Source organism: Mycobacterium kiyosense, from assembly GCA_021654635.1.
GTDB lineage: Bacteria > Actinomycetota > Actinomycetes > Mycobacteriales > Mycobacteriaceae > Mycobacterium > Mycobacterium kiyosense.
Map to the genome: position 1 here is coordinate 151,111 of AP025179.1, position 17,540 is coordinate 168,650.

Here is a 17,540-nt window from a genome sequence, read left to right on the forward strand (position 1 = left end):
GTCCAACTTTTCTATCGGCCTGTTCACTGTGCACGGCTGGGGCCGACCACAGCACAGTAACGCGCGGGACCGTTGGTGCTGCTTTCCGCCGCGGATGACGCAGCCGTGAGATGGAAATCGGGCGCCGTCGCGAACAGTTCGATGTGGACCAGGGCCAGGCCGTTCGCCCGGCTTCGGTTGCGTTCGTGTGGGGAGTCGGACCGCTTCGCGCCGGCAAACTCATCGCCGACGGCATAGCCCGGCAGATGAACGGGTAGAACGGTAAACGCCGTCACATCAACGCAGATGCCACGAGGGAGCGCCACCATGCAGTCAGTCAGCGGACTCAATGTCCTGGTCACCGGCGCCGCCATGGGCCTTGGCAAGTTGTTCGCCACCTACGCCGTCAAGGAAGGCGCAGCGTCGGTAGTGCTGTGGGACGCCAACGAGGCCGCGCTGAAGGACACCGCGGCAGAGCTGGAAGCGGCCGGCGGCACGATCCATTACGAGATCGTGGACGTGACGTCGCAGGAACGGGTCGCCGAGGCCGCAGAGCAGGCGCGTAGGACCGTCGGCACGGTGCAGGTGCTGTTCAACAATGCCGGCATCGTGCGCGGCAACGGGTACTTCTGGGAGAACGAGCCGCGCGACTTCATGCCCACGATGGAGGTCAACTCCATCGGCCCGATGCTGGTCGCCCGGGAGTTCCTGCCGGCGATGATCGAGTCCGGTACCGACTGTCGCCTGGTCAACATCGCGTCCTCGGCCGGCCTCAACGCCATCCCCCGCATGGCGGCCTACGCCGCGTCCAAGTGGGCGGCGATCGGCTTCTCCGACTCTGTGCGCCTCGAGCTCGAACAAGCGGGCCACGACCGGGTCAAGGTCACCACCGTCTGCCCCACCTACATCAACACTGGCATGTTCGACGGCGCCAAGGGAATCCTGTTCACGCCGATGCTCGAGCAGGAGGACGTCGTCGACCAGACGTGGGCGGCGATGCTGAAGGGCGATCCGTTCGTCGTCATCCCGTGGACCTCGAAGTTGAACAAGGTGCTCAGCGCGGTGCTGCCGATCCGGGCGCGGGACGCCTACCTGCGGCGGGTTGGCGTCTACAACTCCATGGACGAGTTCACCGGGCACTGAAGTTTGCCGGGCGAATCGCCGGGCTAATCAGCGATTCCACGTACACCCCGGTGCCCAGGAGGTCCGATGCTTCACCAACTCGTATTGGCTGCCCAGGACAATCCCCAGGCGGCGGGTTTCATCCTCAAAGGCATCAAGGGCATCTTCGTGGCCATCGGCAGCGTGATCGCCGCGATTGTCGTCGCCCTGATCGCCGGCATGAAGGGGCGCAATCCGCTCGGCTGGGGGCTCCTGGGGCTGTTCTTCAGCATCCTGACGTTGATCGTGATCATCGTCATTCCCAGCAAGAAGAGTTAGCGCCGGCCCCGCCGGTAACCGCTGAGCAGCGATTACGCCGTTCCGTTACCAATTCTTGACGTTCGGCACTATTTTGCTTTCGTGATGTTCTCAGCTGCCGGGGCTCTCGCCCGTACCTTCGTTCCGTTGCTGGCCGTTGCGGCCCTTGTCGTAGGCATCGAGTCGGTGCACAGCGCGCCGGCGATGCGGTTGGTCGATTCCGGGAACCCGTTGGCCGGTCAGCCCTTCTATGTCGACCCCGCCTCGGCGGCCATGTCGGCGCACAACGCCAATCCGGGTAGCGCACAGCTGGCCGCGATAGCCGGGACGCCCCAGGCTTACTGGCTTGACCAGGCGTTCCCGGCCGGTTCGGTCGGTGGCAGGGTCGCCAGCTACGCCGGGGCGGCGCAGGCCGCCGGCAGCATGCCGATCTTCGCCCTCTACGCCCTGCCGCACCGCGACTGCGGAAGTTACGCGGCTGGCGGGTTCTCGTCGGGCGCGGACTACCGCGCCTGGATCGACAGCATCTCCTCGGGCCTGGGTGGCTCACCCGCGGCGGTCATCATCGAACCCGACGCCCTGGACATGGCCGACTGCCTCTCGGCCGACCAGCGCCAGGAGCGCTTCGATCTGATCCGCTACGCGGTCGACACGCTGACCCGCGACCCGGCCGCCGCCGTGTACGTCGACGGTGGCCACTCGCGCTGGCTGAGCGCCGAGGAGATCGCCAACCGGCTCAACCAGGTCGACGTGGGCCGCGCGCGCGGCTTCAGCCTCAACGTCTCGAACTTCTTCACCACCGATGAGGAAATCGGCTACGGCGAGGCGATCTCGGGCATGACGAACGGCGCGCACTACGTCATCGACACCGGGCGCAACGGAGCCGGCGCCGCCGGTGATTCCGCCGCCAACTGGTGCAACCCCAGCGGCCGGGCGCTGGGCACCCCGCCCACCACGGCGACCGCGGGCGCCCACGCCGACGCCTACCTGTGGATCAAGCGTCCCGGTGAGTCCGACGGATCCTGCAACGGCGGCCCCTCGGCGGGCCACTTCGTCAGCCAGTACGCCATCGAGCTGGGCCAGAACGCCGGGCAGTAGGTACCCGCTGACGTCCCCGCAGCCGGACATCGATCTCACCGACGGACGTTTCTACGCCGACGGCGGGGCGCGTCGCGCGTATCGCTGGATGCGCCAGAACCGACCGGTATTCCGGGACCGCAACGGGCTGGCCGCGGCGGCAACCTACCGGGCGGTGATCGAGGCCGAACGGGACCCGGGGCTGTTCTCCAATGCCGGCGGTATCCGGCCGCACACTCCACCGCTGCTGCACATGATCGATATGGACGATCCCGCTCATCTACTGCGCCGCAAGCTCGTCAATCACGGATTCACCCGGAAACGTGTTGCCGCACAAGTTGATTCGATTCAAGCAATGTGTGATGCGCTGGTCGACGCGGTCTGCGAGCGCGGCACGTGCGACTTCGTGGCAGACATCGCCGCACCGCTGCCGATGGCGGTGATCGGCGACATGCTCGGCGTGGCGCCCGCGGAGCGCGACATGTTCCTGGCCTGGTCCGACGACATGGTGGTGGCGTTGAGTTCGACGGCGTCACCGGAACTGCTGGCCCGTTCGGTGGCCTCGCTGACCGCCTACAACGAGCACATGCACGCACTGATCGGTCAGCGCCGCAGCAATCCCGGCGACGACCTGGTCAGCGTTCTGGTGGCGGCCGAGGTCGACGGGCGCCGGCTGTCCGACGACGAGATCGCCGCCGAAACCCTGCTGATCCTCATCGGCGGGGACGAGACCACCCGGCACACATTGTCCGGCGGGGTTGCCGCGCTGCTGCAGCGGCCCGAGCAGTGGGAAGCGCTGCGCGCCGACCCCAAGCTGCTCGGCGGCGCGATCGAAGAGATGCTGCGCTGGACGTCGCCGGTGAAGAACATGTGCCGAATCCTGACCGCGGACACCGACTTTCACGGCACCCGGTTGCACGCCGGGGAGAAGATCATGCTGCTGTTCGAGTCGGCAAACTTCGACGAAGCGGTTTTCGTGGCGCCCGACGATTTCGATATCCACCGAAACCCGAACAACCACTTGGCATTCGGCTTCGGCACCCATTTCTGCCTGGGCAATCAGCTTGCTCGAATGGAGCTGACCACCATGGTCGGCACCATCCTGCGCCGCCTGCCGGATTTGTCCCTGCCGGACGGTGCGCAGCTCCCGCTGCGCCCGGCGAACTTCGTGAGCGGGCTCGAGTCGATGCCGGTCACCTTCTCACCTGTGTTCGCCTGAGCAACCTCGCCGCGGGCATGTGGTAAGGCTTAACCCACCATGGCCGGCAGAAGCGCACGTCGTACCAACGCACAGCGGCTCGGTGGTGTGCTCGAGAAGGTCACCAGGCAAAGTGGGCACCTCGCGCCCACACCGGACTACGGATCCTGGGTGCTGGGTCGCGTCTCCGACAGCCCGCGCCGTCGCCGGATCCGCATCCAGGTGGTGCTCACCACGTTCGTGTTGATCGCCAACCTGATCGGGATCGGGGTCGCGCTGCTCGTCGTGACGGTGATCTTCCCGTCGCCCAGCGTTTTCGACCACCGGGTCTGGTGGATCACGTTCGTGGTCGCGCCGGCCTACATCGCCACCGCGCTGCTGGTCGGCGTGATCTGGGCTACTAATCGAGTGATGAACAACGTCCGTTGGTCGATCGAGCAGCGCGAGCCCACCGTGGAAGACCAGCGCAACACGTTTTTCGCGCCCTGGCATTTGACGCGGGTGCTGCTGATCTTGTGGAGCGTGGGGGCGGCGCTGCTCACCTTGCTGCACGGTCTGGTGGATGCCGAGTACGTTCCGAAGGTCCTGATCGGGGTCAGCTTCAGCGGGATCGTGGTGTCCGGCAGCTGCTATCTGTTCACCGAGTTCGCCCTCCGTCCGGTGGCCGCCCAGGCGCTCGAGGTCGGGCCGCCGCCGCGCCGGCTTGCCCCCGGAATCATGGGACGCACGCTGCTGGTGTGGGCGGTCGGTTCGGGCGTCCCGGTACTCGGCATTCTGCTCGCCGGGGTGCTGACGCTGACGCTGCGCAACCTCACGCCCACGCAGTTCGCCGTTGCAGTGGTGGTGTTGGCGATCTTCGCGCTGGTATTCGGGTTCATCCTGATATGGCTGCTGTCCTGGTTCACCGCGACCCCGGTGCGGGTGGTCCGGGAGGCGTTGCAGCGGGTGGAGCGCGGCGATCTCGACACCGACCTGGTGGTCTTCGATGGCACCGAATTGGGCCAGCTGCAGCGCGGCTTCAACCGGATGGTGCACGGCTTGCGCGAGCGCGAACGGGTGCGGGACCTGTTCGGGCGGCACGTGGGTCGCGAGGTCGCAGCGCTGGCCGAACAGGAACAGCCCGAGCTCGGCGGCGAGGAGCGGCATGCGGCGGTCGTCTTCGTCGACATCATCGGTTCCACGAAGATGGCCAATTCTCGGCCGCCGAAAGAGATCGTCGCGATCCTCAACCGCTTCTTCGACGTCGTGGTCGACGAGGTCGAGAAACACCACGGAATGGTCAACAAGTTCGAGGGCGACGCGGCGCTGGCCATCTTCGGTGCCCCCCTCTCACTGGAAAACCCTGACGCGGAAGCGCTTTCGGCGGCCCGCGCGATGTCCGCGCGGCTTCGCGACGAAGTGACCGAGTGCGAAGCGGGCATCGGAGTGTCCTCCGGTGTGGTGGTGGCCGGCAACGTCGGCGCCAAGGAGCGCTTCGAGTACACGGTCATCGGCGGGCCGGTGAACGCCGCGGCCCGGCTGTGCGAGCTGGCCAAGGAGGTGCCCGGCCGGCTAGTGGCCACGGCGAGCACGGTCGAACGGGCCGGCGAACCGGAAAGCGGCCGTTGGGAATTGGGGGACTCCACCACTCTTCGCGGCTTCGACGGGCCCACCCAGCTCGCCGTACCGGCTGATTAGACCCAGTCAGACCGGACGTCGCCGTCGACGTAGAGCCAACGACCCTTTTCCCGGGTGAACCTGCTGCGCTCGCGCATGATGTGCCGTTTGCCGCGGTGAACGTACTGAGCACGAAACTCGACAACGCCGTTGGTGTCGTCGCGGGTACCGGCCTCGGTGTCGACGATCTGCAGCCGCCGCCAGGCGACGTCGCTGTCCAGCTCGACCCGTCGCGGCCGCGTGCTCGGATGCCAGGTCGCCAGCAGGTAGCTTTCGTCGCCGACCGCGAACGCGGTGAAGCGCGAACGCATCAGAGCCAGGGCGGTTTCGGCGGCACGTTCGCCGCGGTGCAGTGGCCGGCAGCATTCGAAGTAGCCGGCACCCGAGCCACAGGGACAAGGTCCGTCGTCGGGCGCCCCCTGGTCCATCGGGCAATTCTCTCAGCCCCGACGATCCCGTTCCGCCGCGAGTGCCACGGCGCCGCCTATCGGCCGAGGCCGCAGCTGCGCTAAGCGCTGCAGTCGGTGAGTACCGGCGGGGAGAACGTCACCGAACCCACACCGCCGAGCGTCATACCGTTGTCCGCCAGAGTCATCGTGGTGGTGTACGGGCACGTCTGAATTCCCGTCAGCCCGGTCAGGAATTGGACTTCGTAGGCGTAGAGGAATGAACGCACCAGCTGATTCGGGTCCCACGGCACGTCCAGCGCGAACCCGAGGGATGACGCCGATCTCGCCCCGAGTATCCGCGGGCCTACCTCGCCGATGCCCGGTGTCAGTAAGAAGGGGCTGCCGTCGAGCTTGGTTCCCGACACGCTGGTGCTACGAATCCGGTATCCGGTCGCACCCGAGGGAACCAGCGGGCCACGCGAGATCCTGGTGCTGAACAGGATCGAGTAGTTGGTACCGCCCGCGATCGCGGTCGTGCTGAAGCTGGTCGACGTGAATTGCTGGGGCAGTTGCGCCGCGCAATTACCGACCATGCCGGACGGATCGCTGCACTCGGCGGGCTCCGCTGTTGCGACCGGCGCGACGATCGCGGCGCCCAGAACGGGTACCGACAGCACGGCCCCGCGCACGAATGCGCGACGGGAAACGGCGCGCCCGGAAATCCTTATCAAGGCAGCCTCCCATGGGTTCGGGCGGATCGGCGCCCACCGACGCGACGTGCCGCCATACCGAGAACCTACGCGCACCGGGCGCATCGCTCGACCGCACTGCGGGCAGGGACAAGAAGGGCACCGGCCGAGGCCCGAAAGACCGTGGGCTACGCTTCGCCGATAATCCGCCGCTACGACGCCTAGGCCGGTAACCCATGGATCTGCAGTGGTCAACGGACGAGCTGGACTTCCAGGCCGAGGTCCGGGCCTTCCTCGCCGAAAAGCTGACCCCCGAACTCCGCCGCGCGGGGCGACTGATGACCAGCGTCTACGCCGACCACGAGGCGAGCATGGCGTGGCAGGCGATCCTGCACGAGCGCGGCTGGGCGGCCCCGGCGTGGCCCGTCGAGTTCGGGGGCTGCGACTGGACCCTGACGCAGCACTACATCTTCAGCAGGGAGTCGACGCTGGCGGGTGCGCCGTCGCTGTCCCCGATGGGCATCCGGATGGTCGCGCACGCGATCATCCGGTTCGGCACCGATGCGCAGAAAGAGTATTTCCTGCCGCGGATCCTGACCGGCGAGGTCTTCTTCTGCCAGGGCTACTCCGAACCGGAGGCCGGCTCGGACCTGGCCGCCCTGTCGATGGCCGCCGTCTCCGACGGCGACGACCTGGTGTGCACCGGCGGCAAGATCTGGACAACCCATGCCAGGGAAGCGAATTGGATGTTCGCGCTGGTGCGTACCTCCCGGACGGGCAAGAAACAGCAGGGCATCACCTTCGTGCTCATCGACATGACCTCGCCCGGGATCGAGATTCGCCCGCTGGTGATGACCTCGGGCGAAGAGGTGCAGAACCAGGTGTTCTTCGACGAGGTCCGGGTGCCCAAGGCCAACGTCCTCGGGGAGATCGACGACGGCTGGACGGTCGCCAAGTACCTGTTGGAATTCGAGCGCGGCGGTGGCGCGGTGTCGCCCGCTCTGCAAGTGCTGGCCGAGGAGATCGGCACGGTGGCGGCGAGCCAGCCCGGACCCGGCGGCGGGCGGCTGGCCGACGATCCGGCGTTCGCGCACAAGTTGGCCGATGCGCGGATCCGCGCGGAAGTATTGGAGATCCTCGAATACCGGGTGCTGGCCGCGGTGGCGCAGGGGGGCAACCCGGGAGCGTCGTCGTCGATGCTCAAGGTGCTCGGTACCGAACTGAGCCAGGCGCTCACCGAACTGGCACTGGAGGCGGCCGGCCCGTGGGGTCGCGCCTATCAGCCGCACGTCACCGTGCCCGGCGGCCCCGTCACCGAATTCGAGCCGCCCGCCGACGGTTACGCCTGCGGCGAGCCGTGGCAGGCGGTGGCGCCGCTGCGGTACTTCAACGACCGTGCCGGGTCAATCTATGCCGGCAGCAACGAAATTCAGCGAAATATTCTCGCCAAAGCGGCACTGGGGCTGTAAATGGACTTCAATCTGAGCGAAGAGCAGGACCTGCTGCGCGATGGGCTGGGAAAGTTTCTCGCCGTGCGTTACGACCTGGAGAAGAGTCGCGCCGCGGCGAAGACCGGCGTCGGGTGGCAGCCCGAGATCTGGCGCGGTCTGGCCACCGAACTGGGCATCCTGGGGGCCACCCTTCCCGAGGATGTCGGCGGAATCGGTGGCGGCCCAATCGAACTCATGATCATCGCCGAGTCGCTGGGACACGCGTTGGTGATCGAACCGTACGTCGACACCGTCGTGGTCTGCGGTGGGTTGCTGCACCGCGCCGGCGGGGCGGCGGCGACTGAACTGCTGGGCAGGATCATCGACGGTACCGCGATCGTCGCACTGGCGGCCGCGGAGCCGGAGTCGGGCGACCGCTGGCAGGACGTGTCGACCCAGGCGGCACCCGACGGCGATGGTTGGCTGGTGAACGGCCGTAAGCTGATGGTCATGGCCGCTCCACTGGCCACCCACCTGCTGGTCACCGCGCGCAACCCGGACGACAATTCAATCTCGTTGTTCCGCACCGAAATCAATGCCCCGGGCATCGAAATCCATCCGTACCGCACCATCGACGACCGGCGTGCCGCCGACATCACGTTCAACGACGTGCGACTGTCGGGCGCGGCGCTGCTGGGCGATGCGGGCCAGGCGTGGCCCTCGCTGAGCCGGGCGCGTGACGAGGGCGCCGCGGCGGTCTGCGCCGAAGCGGTGGGATGTATGCGAAAAGTGCTGGCGGACACCGTCGAATATTGCAAGCAGCGCCAGCAGTTCGGGCAGCCGATCGGCAGCTTCCAGGTGCTGCAGCATCGCATGGTGGACATGTACATGGAACTCGAGCAGGCCGTCGCCGCGGTTTATCTCGCGGTACTCAAACTCGACGCCGACGAGGCGACCCGCGCCCGCGCGGTGTCGGCCGCCAAAGCGACCGTCGGCCGGGCCGCGCGGTTCATCGGCCAGCAGGCGGTGCAGCTGCACGGCGGCATGGGGATGACCGAGGAGTTGGCCATCGGCCACTACTTCAAGCGGCTCACCGCGATGCAGTACGAATTCGGCAGCACCGCCCAGCACATCGCGCGATACGCCGAGCTGACCCGAGCCTAGGACCTGGGCGTCCGAAATGCCGGAACCAGCTCGCCCGCAGCGGGTTTCGCTGCTGGGCAGGCAACTGACGGTGCTTGTCTCGACGTTCTACCGGCTGCTGCCGGGCCGGTTGTCGGACGCGGCGGCAGCCGTCACGGCTCGCTTTCTGTATTGGAAGGGGCACGCCCTGCATTCGCAGGTGCTGCAGGACTTCCGCGACAACGTCGACCCCACCGCGCAGCTCTCGTCGCGCAAATGGCACCCGGTCCGGGCCATGTATCGCGCCGTGGTCCGCAATGCCGCCGACGGCATCTGGTTCGTCACCGCATCGCACACGGCGGTGCTGCGCCGCTTCCGGCTCACCGACATCGGCCCCATCGCCAACGCCCTGGAGGTGGGGCGGCAGTCCGGCGTCGGCGTGATCGTCGCCTTCCCGCATCTGGGTTCCTACGCGGCGCTGCCGGTGGTGCTGGCTATCAACGGCGTGCCGACGACCGTGGTGGCGAACCGGCAGCCCGGGTTGATGCAGTGGGTGATCGACCGCGGGGCGCACAAGGCGGGTTTGGAGTTGGTTGCCGTCGACCGCGAGAAGGGCGCCAGTATCACCGCCGAACTGGAGGCCGCGATCCGGCGGGGTCGCGTCGTGGTGATCGCCGGTGACTACTTTCGCTCCCGCGACGAGGCCAGCAAAGGTGTCGAGGTGAACCTGGCCGGCACCCGCCGAACCGTCGGCGCCGGACCGGCGCTGCTGGCGCTGCGGACCGGTGCGCCGATCGTGCCCGGCACGGTGCTGCAGGACGGTTCGCGTCGCGAACCGGTACTGGGGCAGCCGATCTTCGCCGGCGGCCCGATCGGCCGCGACGACCCGCGGCTGGGCGACCTGGTGCAGGTGACGTCGCAGCGCATCGCCGACGCGATGGCGCAGTTCATCAAGCGCGCTCCGGATCAGTGGGTGATGCCCGGTGGGCTGGTGTCGAACTCGATGGGCCGCCGGCCGCACCGCCCCGCTGCGTGAGAAGGCCAACCCCTGCTGCGTCGAGCGGCCCCATATTGCCGGTCGAGGGGGGGTTCGAGCGCACATTTGAGGACGCTCGGCCGAACCCCACGGCTCAGCGCGTGCTTTCGTCCGCGATCTCGTCGTGCGATTGCTGGGAACCCGGCGCGGCCGGGTCGTCACCCTGGTGCTCCAGCAATTCCTCCTGCTCCCGCTGCTCGGGGGTTGCCTCCCGGGCGTCCTTGGGCACCGGCGCCGGGCTGCCGTCTGACTGCTTATCCATGCGAGACCTCCTCGGGGCACTGGAAACGCTCCGGAACCAAATGCCCGAATAACAGCATGCGAAACGGGCTCGCGATCGCGGCGGCATTACGGTCGGAGGATGGACTTCGACGAGTATCGCGGCTACGACGCCACCGGACTGGCCGAACTCGTCGCCGACAAGCAGGTGACCGCGGCCGAACTGCTCACCCTGGCCAAAGAGCGCGCCGAAGCGGTGAACCCCCGGATCAACGCGATCGTGCGCGACATCGAGGCCGATCCCGCCGATCCGCGCACCGGTCCGTTCGCCGGCGTGCCCTTCCTGATCAAGGACCTCGCCCAGGACTATGCCGGGTTGCCCACGTCGCAGGGATCGCGCGCGCTGCAGTCGACGCCGGTGGCGCAACACGCGACCGTCGTCCGCCGCTGGATCGACGCCGGGCTGGTCATCTTCGGCAAGACCAACCTGCCGGAATTCGGCGCGAAGGCGATCACCGAACCCGTGGCGTGGGGGCCGGCGCGCAACCCGTGGAACCTCAACCGCACCCCGGGCGGCTCGTCGGGCGGGTCGGCCGCCGCGGTCGCCGCCGGCATCGTGCCGTGCGCGGGCGCCAACGACGGCGGCGGGTCGATCCGCATTCCGGCGGCCTGCTGCGGGCTGGTGGGTCTCAAACCGGGCCGGGGCCTGACCCCGTTGGGTCCGGCGAGCGGCGAGATGATGCACGGCGCCGCCGTGCAGGGCGTGGTATCCCGGACCGTGCGCGACACCGCGTCGATGCTCGATGTCATCTGCGGCGGCGAGCCGTCTGGTCCGTACCAGCCGGCCGCGCCCGCCGCGCCGTTCGCGTCGTGTGTGGGCGAGGATCCGGGCAGGCTGCGCATCGGGGTTCGGGTACCGTCGGCGATCAATGCCAAACCGCATCCGGAAGCGTTCGCGGCTGTCGAGGCGGCGGTGGGTGCGCTGTCCGAACTCGGCCACCACGTCGACGAACTACCGCAGGCGCCCTTCGACGACGCCGCCCTGGCCCGCGACTTCCTGCTCACCTGGTTCGTCTACCTGGCTTGGGACGTCGATCAGGCCAAGCGGCTGACCGGCGCCGGCGACGAGGCGTTCGAGCGCGACACGCTGATCATGGCGGCGCTGGGCCGCGCCACCAGCAGCGTCGATTATGTGGACGCGGTCGAGCGCCGCCACGAGCACACCCGCCGGCTCACCGACTTCTTCGAGTCCTACGACCTGCTGTTGACACCCACGTTGGCGACGCCACCGCCCGCGATCGGTGAATTCGATCTGCCGATCGCCCTGCAGCGGGCCTCGGACGTACTGATCAAGACCAGAACCGCCAGGCTGCTGCGCTACACCAAGATCATCGACGACATGGTCGAGCAGAATCTCGGCTGGGTCCCGTACACGCAGCTGGCGAATCTCACTGGGCGTCCGGCGGTCTCGCTCCCGCTGCACTGGACCACCGACTCGCTGCCACTGGGTGTGCAGTTCGTGGCCCCGTTGGGTGGCGAGTCGCTGCTGATCCGGCTGGCGGCTCAACTCGAGCAGGCCGTCCCGTGGGCTGAGCGGTCTGCGCCGATCTGAGAACGGTTACGCCTCCGTGGCCGATGCGATATCGGCGTTAAGTTCAGGTTCGCCGTCGACGGGGTATGTCTCCGAAATGCGTTCGCTGGGGGCAGTCATGGGCGAAGTCCGCGAGATGAATTGTGTCGGCGCCGCCGACGCCACCACCGCGGGCAAGTTGCGCCGGGACCTGCAGCGGTGGCTATCGGACGTGATCGACGAATCGGCCGAAGTCACCGACATTGTGCTGAGCGTCAACGAAGCGTTGGCCAACTGTGTCGAGCATGCCTACCGCACCCACGACCGGGTGGGCCAGATCAGGATGCAAGCCAGCTACGACCCCTCGGTGCGGCAGCTGCGTATCTGCGTCAGCGACCGCGGGACTTGGCGCCCCCCGGTATCGCGGCCCCGCACTGACGCCATGGCGTCGCGCGGCATCACGCTGATGCACGCCCTCGCCGAGCGGTGCACCATCAACGTGTGCCCGGAGGGAACGACGGTGTGCATGGATTACGCCCCGCGCGCTGGAACGGACACCTCGGACGGCTAGCCGGCCCGGCGCGAGCGGTAGCCGGGAAGCTCGCGTGTCGGGTCGGTGATTCAGTGTTTGAACTAAACCTGGTTGTGACCGATTAGTCTGCTACCGATGGCGTCGGTAGCGGCGCCATGCGAAGCGACGCTTCGTCCTCGACCTCGGTGGTAGCGATTAAGAGTCAGCAGTGACTACGGTTTTCAGCCGGTGGCGGCGGGGTGATCAGTTCGACTGGCTGTCCGGCTACCTGGCCACGCGCGGGATCAGCGGCGCCACCCGGGCCGTGATGGCGTTCATCGCGGCCTCGATGGTGTTGTGCCTGGTCGCGCTGCTGGTCGGTTCGGACGGTCCGCGGGGGCAAGTGCCGGTCACGATGACATGGATCGCCGTCGCCGCCGGGGTAGGAGGGGCGCTGCTGTGGGTCTGGCGCTGGCCGAACCGCGCGCAGTCGATCATCTTCGCGGTCGCCTGTAACAGCGCGGTCGCGTTGGCCTGCCTGGCCCACCCGAATCCGCTGGCCGCGCTGATCGGGTGCATCGCCTTTGCGACCTTCGGCGCCTATATAGCGTTCTTCCACACCACGGCGTTCGTGCTGTACAACTTCGCGGTGGCCGCCGGCGTCGGGGTCTACGAGGCGAGTCGGCTGGCCCGGTCGGGGCACTTGGCGCTGGCCGGGGTCGACCTGTGGCTGGTGCTCGAGGTCAACATCGCCCTGCCCTTGGCGATCGGCATCCTGGTCCGCGCCTTGGCGGGCGACCTGCTGCGCGCGGACCGCGATCCACTGACCGGCCTGCTGAACCGGCGGGCGTTTCAGCACCACGCCCTGGGCATGATGCTGGCGCATCGCGGCCTCGACGGCCACCTGGTGGTGCTGGTGATCGACCTGGACAACTTCAAGGGGCTCAACGACCGGCGCGGCCACGCTGCCGGCGACAACGCCCTGGTCCAGGTAGCTCAGGCCCTGCTGGCCGCCGCCGACGGGCAGGCGGTGGTGGCGCGCAGCGGCGGCGAGGAGTTCCTGGTGGCCGGCACGTCGGTGGTATGCAACGCCGAGTACCTGGCGGAGCGCATGTGCAAAGCCATCGAAGCCTCGGCCGCAGGGGTGACGGCCAGCATCGGCACCGCCTGCACGCAGCTCGACCACACCCCGGCCGGTGACCAGCAGACACTGCTGGACGCATTGGTCAGTGCCTCCGACGCCGCCATGTACCAGGCGAAGCGTCGCGGCGGCAATCAGGTGCACCACCATCAAGTGTGTTGAACACCGGCGCCCCGTGCCCGCGGCCGGATGGTTGTGCGCTGCGGTGCCGCGGGCATGTGCGACGATCGCATGCGTGGCTGACACTGTCGTCGAGATGATGAACGCGGGTTTGGAATCGACCATTCCGATCGCCGCCCGAATGGGCTTGCGGGTGGTCGAGGCCCGGCGCGGTTTCGCCGCGGCCAGTGTTCCGGCGGAGGGCAACGGTAACCACTTCGGGGTGATATACGCCGGTGTCCAGTTCACCGTCGCCGAAATCCTCGGCGGCATCATCGCTTTGACGAGTTTCGACGCGAGCAAGTACTACCCGCTGGTGAAGAACGTCGACATCAAGTTCGTCGGCATGGCCACCAGCGAATTGCGCGCTGAAGCGACGATCGACGACGAGACGATCGCGCGGGTGGAGGCCGAGGCCGCCGATCGGGGCAAGGCCGATTACACCCTCGATGCGGTGGTCACCGACGCCGCGGGCAACGTCGTCGCCACCACCCACGGTCTGTATCAGCTTCGCGCACAACGTAATTGACGTCGGTTGGCTAGCGGGACGCGGTGCTGCCCAGGTGATCGTCCACGCACCGGATGAAGGCCTGGCAGGCGACCGAGCGGAGCTGAAGTTGCGGGGCCACCAGATGTACCTGGCGGTGCATGTCGGCGCCCGCCACCGGCCGCAGTGCCAATGCCGGATCGGCGCCCGCCCGACTGCGGGCCACCGATTCGGGTAGCAGGGCCACCCCCAGGCCGTTGCGGACGAATTGAATCACCTCGTCCACGCGGGTGACCTCGAAGGCCACTCGGCGGGGAACGCCGGCGAAGCCGCGATCCGTCTCGTGGCGAAGTCCGTACCCGGGCGGAAAATCGATGAACGGTAACCCGGCCAGATCGACCACAGCTACCGACGGATGGTTGGTCAGCGGGTGACGAGCGGGAAGCACCGCGACCAGAGATTCGCTGAACAGGTGAGTGAAGGTCAGCCGGTCGTGGGCCCGGGAAACGTTGGCGCCCACGATCGCCACGTCGAGTGTGCGCTCCCTGACCGCCTTCACCAGTACGTCGCTGCCCCCGCTGCGCAGCGTCACGCTCACGTCGGGGAAGCGGGCGTGAAAGTTCGCCATCAGCGCCGCCACATCGAGGCCCTCCGACGGAACCTCCATCATCCCGACGGTGAGTCGGCCGACAACTGTGCCGCGCAGCGCTTGCGCGTCGAACGTGATCTGGTCGATGCCGGCCACGACTCGATGCAGCAGCGGCAGCAGCGACTCGCCGGCGAGCGTGAGTGACACCGTCCGTGTCGTCCGCTCGAACAACTGCACGCCGAGTTCTTGCTCGAGGCGGCGCACCTGCTGACTGAGCGCGGACTGGACGACGAACATCTTCTCGGCCGCCTTGGTGAAGCTCTTGGCCTCCGCGAGAGCGACGGCGTACCGCAACTGTTGCAGATTCACAACTCATCACCACACATGATGAATCAGATCATATCTATTCGTTGGACTCCTAGGTGGCCGGTCGAGCAGGATGGGTCCATGTCAGGGCACGGCCGGGAAGTGGAGTTACGCGCGCAACACCCGTTGGCTGCCCACGATTGCTCCGTGGCAGCCGTGCGCGACGCAATCACGGCGGAGTTCGACACGTTGCCGTTTCTCGGCGAGCTGGAGTGTTCACATCAGCGGGTCGTCGCCGGTTCGGTCGCCGAGATCGTCTTCACCTACACCGTCGGACGTTCCGGAATCGCGGACAGCGGCTGGCTCAAGTTGTGTTTCCGCTACTACTCCGACTGGGATCTACAGACGTCCGAGCCCGACGGCCGCGATTACGCGTCGGCCCGGCTGGTGCACCGGTCACTGATCGGCGGGGCCTCGGCGGACGGAGCGGCCACCGTCCAGCAGTTGCAGACCCGCTACGACGTGAAGGGCGGGGAACGGCCGTTCCAGAAGTCGTTGCTGATTCATGCGGTCGACGGCTACCTGCGGCCGGGCGATGTAGTCGAAATCCGTTGGGGAGATCGCCGTTTCGGCGGCCCGGGCACCCGCGTGCAGACGTTCGTCGAAGACGCGTTCGAGGTGCAGCTCTTCGTCGATCCGCTGGGCACCTCACGCATGGCCCGCGCGGCGGTCAACCGGATCGCCGTCGTACCCGGCGAGCCCCATCACCTCGTCGTGCACGGTCCACGGTTGGTGCGCCGCGGCACGACGTCGGTCCAGCTGCACGCCCACCTGGAAGACCGGTGGGGCAATGCGTGCAACGGGATCGCCGCCACTGTGCGTGCCAGTCGGGACGGCACTCTGCTTGCCGACGGACCCACTGCGGCGACCGGCTGGGCCCGTGCTCGCCTTGAGATCCCCGCTGTCCCCGGCGTCGTCGAGGTCGTCGCCGAAACCGGGGACGCGGTGCTCAGCGAATCGACGAGGATCGACGTCGTCGACGACTTTCCCGGTTCGCGCGCGTACTTCTGCGACCTGCACGTGCATTCCAACGACACCGTCGGCACCCAGGACACCGACTGGAACCTCAGGTACGGACGCGATATCGGGGCGCTCGACGTGCTGGGCTATACCGCCAACGACTTCCAGATCACCGACGAGTCGTGGTTCGACGTGGTGGCCGCGTGCAGATCGGCTTCCCAGGACGGCACTTTCGTGTGCTTTCCCGGCGTCGAGTGGTGTGGAACCGCCGGCGCCGGTGGTGATCACAACGTTGTCTTCCTCGGCGAGGACACCACCTTGGCGCGCTCGCTGGAATGGCATCAAGGGATGACGGGCAACGCCCCCACTCCGCAAACCTGGCCGGTGACCGAGTTGTTCGCCGCCTACGAAAAGGACCCCGAGTCGTATCTGTTGATCCCGCACGTCGGCGGTCGTCGCGCCATCCTCGATTGGCATCACCCTGATTTGGAACGCCTCATCGAGGTCCATTCGACGTGGGGCAGCAGCCCCTGGTTCCTCCAGGACGCCCTGGCGCGAGGTCTTCGGCTCGGTGCCAGCGCGGCCAGTGACGAGCACCGCGGCAGGCCCGGTGGCGGTGCACCAGGAGCCAACATATTCGGCGGCTTCGGCGGCCTGACCGGCGTGCTGGCTCCCACGCTGACGGCGGGTGACGTCGGTCGTGGGCTGCGGGCGCGACGCACCTGGGCTACCACCGGTGTTCGGGCGGTCGGGCTGCTGCGCAGCGGGGGACACTGGATGGGCGACGAAATCCATTGTGACACTGATGAATTGACCGCCGGTTATGCGCTGTACGGCACCACGGGGTGGGACGAGCTGACACTGTACGACAGCACCGGAGCGGTGTGGCGCCGCGATTTCCACACCGAGGCAGGTTTGTCGGAAAACCTGGTCAGAATCCGCTGGGGGGGTGCTCGGCACCGCGACCGGTACCGGTGGGCGAGCTGGCACGGCGGCATCTCGATCGCGGGAACCGCCGTGCACGATATAACGCCTTGGGCCGCAACGCATCCCGAGCAGACCATCGAGGTTGCCGGGAATACCGCCGAATGGCGGACCATGACCTATGGTTCCGACATCGGCATCGTGGTCCGACTCGACGACCTGCGCCGCGCGCGTTTGCAACTGGAAACGACGGTAGTGGAGGACAACCTGACCGCAGGCGTCGAACTCAGTGGCGCCGACCTGATCGCCGAGGGATCTCGCGACCTGACGGTGGGCGGACTCAACCTGCGGATCCGTTTCGAACGTGTCGCCGAACCCACTTCGCTACCGGACACTGTCGTCGGCGAGCTGAAGCTGCAGCTTCCACTGGGCAACAGCGCCGTGTATGCGCACGCACGTCAATTCGACGGACATCAAGTGTGGACCAGTCCGTTGTTCGTGACCCGTGCCGGTGAGAAGGCGCGTTGATCCGGCGCACTCTGACCCGTCGGCTGCATATCGACCTGCAGCGTGTGACGTGCGCGGCCTGTACCGCGCCGACGCCGCGCAGCTGACCACT

General features: G+C 67.4%; 19 protein-coding genes. 14 read left to right on the plus strand and 5 right to left on the minus strand.

The window, feature by feature from the left end; all coding sequences use genetic code 11:
* Positions 1-23: 23 nt before the first annotated feature.
* Positions 24-308 carry a hypothetical protein gene (locus L6444_RS00735; protein WP_236979573.1) on the minus strand — a complete coding sequence of 95 codons (285 nt, stop codon included), beginning with the start codon at positions 306-308 and terminating at the stop codon, positions 24-26.
* Between L6444_RS00735 and L6444_RS00740 the strand changes: the two genes are divergently transcribed.
* The 5 genes from L6444_RS00740 to L6444_RS00760 all read left to right on the plus strand — a co-directional run bounded on the left by L6444_RS00740 (position 307) and on the right by L6444_RS00760 (position 5,350).
* Positions 307-1,122 carry an SDR family NAD(P)-dependent oxidoreductase gene (locus tag L6444_RS00740; RefSeq protein ID WP_236979580.1) on the plus strand — a complete coding sequence of 272 codons (816 nt, stop codon included), beginning with the start codon at positions 307-309 and terminating at the stop codon, positions 1,120-1,122. The genes L6444_RS00735 and L6444_RS00740 overlap by 2 nt on opposite strands.
* A 66-nt stretch (positions 1,123-1,188) precedes the next feature.
* The gene (locus L6444_RS00745) at positions 1,189-1,419 is read left to right on the plus strand and encodes a deoxyribodipyrimidine photolyase (protein WP_236979582.1); all 231 of its coding nucleotides are present in this window, start codon (positions 1,189-1,191) and stop codon (positions 1,417-1,419) included.
* Positions 1,420-1,503: 84 nt separating this feature from the next.
* Positions 1,504-2,496 carry a glycoside hydrolase family 6 protein gene (locus L6444_RS00750; RefSeq protein WP_236984544.1) on the plus strand — a complete coding sequence of 331 codons (993 nt, stop codon included), beginning with the start codon at positions 1,504-1,506 and terminating at the stop codon, positions 2,494-2,496.
* Positions 2,497-2,503: 7 nt separating this feature from the next.
* Positions 2,504-3,694, plus strand: coding sequence for a cytochrome P450 (locus L6444_RS00755; RefSeq protein ID WP_236984546.1), 1,191 nt, complete (start codon positions 2,504-2,506; stop codon positions 3,692-3,694).
* Between the two features lie 39 nt (positions 3,695-3,733).
* Positions 3,734-5,350, plus strand: coding sequence for an adenylate/guanylate cyclase domain-containing protein (locus L6444_RS00760; RefSeq protein WP_236979584.1), 1,617 nt, complete (start codon positions 3,734-3,736; stop codon positions 5,348-5,350).
* Here the strand turns inward: L6444_RS00760 and L6444_RS00765 are convergent.
* Positions 5,347-5,757, minus strand: a complete 411-nt coding sequence (locus L6444_RS00765; RefSeq protein WP_236979586.1) for a YchJ family protein — start codon at positions 5,755-5,757, stop codon at positions 5,347-5,349. The genes L6444_RS00760 and L6444_RS00765 overlap by 4 nt on opposite strands.
* 80 nt (positions 5,758-5,837) lie before the next feature.
* Positions 5,838-6,407 (minus strand): hypothetical protein, encoded by a 570-nt coding sequence (locus L6444_RS00770; RefSeq protein WP_236979588.1) that lies wholly within the window; start codon positions 6,405-6,407, stop codon positions 5,838-5,840.
* Between the two features lie 236 nt (positions 6,408-6,643).
* Here L6444_RS00770 and L6444_RS00775 point away from each other — a divergent pair, with 236 nt between their 5' ends.
* Genes L6444_RS00775 through L6444_RS00785 form a run of 3 tightly spaced genes read left to right on the plus strand, consistent with a single transcriptional unit; the run spans position 6,644 to position 9,995 of the window.
* Positions 6,644-7,876, plus strand: a complete 1,233-nt coding sequence (locus L6444_RS00775) for an acyl-CoA dehydrogenase family protein (protein ID WP_236979590.1) — start codon at positions 6,644-6,646, stop codon at positions 7,874-7,876.
* Positions 7,877-9,001 carry an acyl-CoA dehydrogenase family protein gene (locus L6444_RS00780; protein WP_236979592.1) on the plus strand — a complete coding sequence of 375 codons (1,125 nt, stop codon included), beginning with the start codon at positions 7,877-7,879 and terminating at the stop codon, positions 8,999-9,001.
* Between the two features lie 16 nt (positions 9,002-9,017).
* On the plus strand, positions 9,018-9,995 hold the full coding sequence (locus L6444_RS00785; protein ID WP_236979594.1) for a lysophospholipid acyltransferase family protein: 978 nt from the start codon (positions 9,018-9,020) through the stop codon (positions 9,993-9,995).
* A gap of 94 nt (positions 9,996-10,089) precedes the next feature.
* Here L6444_RS00785 and L6444_RS00790 read toward each other — a convergent pair whose 3' ends face one another.
* Complete coding sequence (locus tag L6444_RS00790; protein WP_236979596.1) at positions 10,090-10,257, minus strand: hypothetical protein; 168 nt, start codon at positions 10,255-10,257, stop codon at positions 10,090-10,092.
* Between the two features lie 99 nt (positions 10,258-10,356).
* On the opposite strand from L6444_RS00790, the gene L6444_RS00795 reads away from it, so the two are divergent.
* The 4 genes from L6444_RS00795 to L6444_RS00810 all read left to right on the plus strand — a co-directional run bounded on the left by L6444_RS00795 (position 10,357) and on the right by L6444_RS00810 (position 14,124).
* Positions 10,357-11,826, plus strand: a complete 1,470-nt coding sequence (locus L6444_RS00795; RefSeq protein ID WP_236979598.1) for an amidase — start codon at positions 10,357-10,359, stop codon at positions 11,824-11,826.
* A 97-nt stretch (positions 11,827-11,923) separates the two neighbouring features.
* Complete coding sequence (locus L6444_RS00800; protein WP_236979600.1) at positions 11,924-12,355, plus strand: ATP-binding protein; 432 nt, start codon at positions 11,924-11,926, stop codon at positions 12,353-12,355.
* Between the two features lie 169 nt (positions 12,356-12,524).
* The gene (locus L6444_RS00805) at positions 12,525-13,598 is read left to right on the plus strand and encodes a GGDEF domain-containing protein (RefSeq protein ID WP_236979610.1); all 1,074 of its coding nucleotides are present in this window, start codon (positions 12,525-12,527) and stop codon (positions 13,596-13,598) included.
* Positions 13,599-13,671: 73 nt separating this feature from the next.
* Positions 13,672-14,124, plus strand: coding sequence for a YiiD C-terminal domain-containing protein (locus L6444_RS00810; RefSeq protein WP_309297863.1), 453 nt, complete (start codon positions 13,672-13,674; stop codon positions 14,122-14,124).
* A 10-nt stretch (positions 14,125-14,134) separates the two neighbouring features.
* Here L6444_RS00810 and L6444_RS00815 read toward each other — a convergent pair whose 3' ends face one another.
* Complete coding sequence (locus L6444_RS00815; RefSeq protein ID WP_236979612.1) at positions 14,135-15,040, minus strand: LysR family transcriptional regulator; 906 nt, start codon at positions 15,038-15,040, stop codon at positions 14,135-14,137.
* A gap of 78 nt (positions 15,041-15,118) precedes the next feature.
* Here L6444_RS00815 and L6444_RS00820 point away from each other — a divergent pair, with 78 nt between their 5' ends.
* On the plus strand, positions 15,119-17,449 hold the full coding sequence (locus tag L6444_RS00820; protein ID WP_236979614.1) for a CehA/McbA family metallohydrolase domain-containing protein: 2,331 nt from the start codon (positions 15,119-15,121) through the stop codon (positions 17,447-17,449).
* A complete protein-coding gene (locus tag L6444_RS30365) occupies positions 17,446-17,535 on the plus strand; it encodes a putative leader peptide (RefSeq protein ID WP_370653059.1) in 90 nt (29 codons plus the stop codon). Before L6444_RS00820 ends, L6444_RS30365 begins: the two co-directional genes overlap by 4 nt.
* The last annotated feature ends 5 nt before the right edge of the window (positions 17,536-17,540 follow it).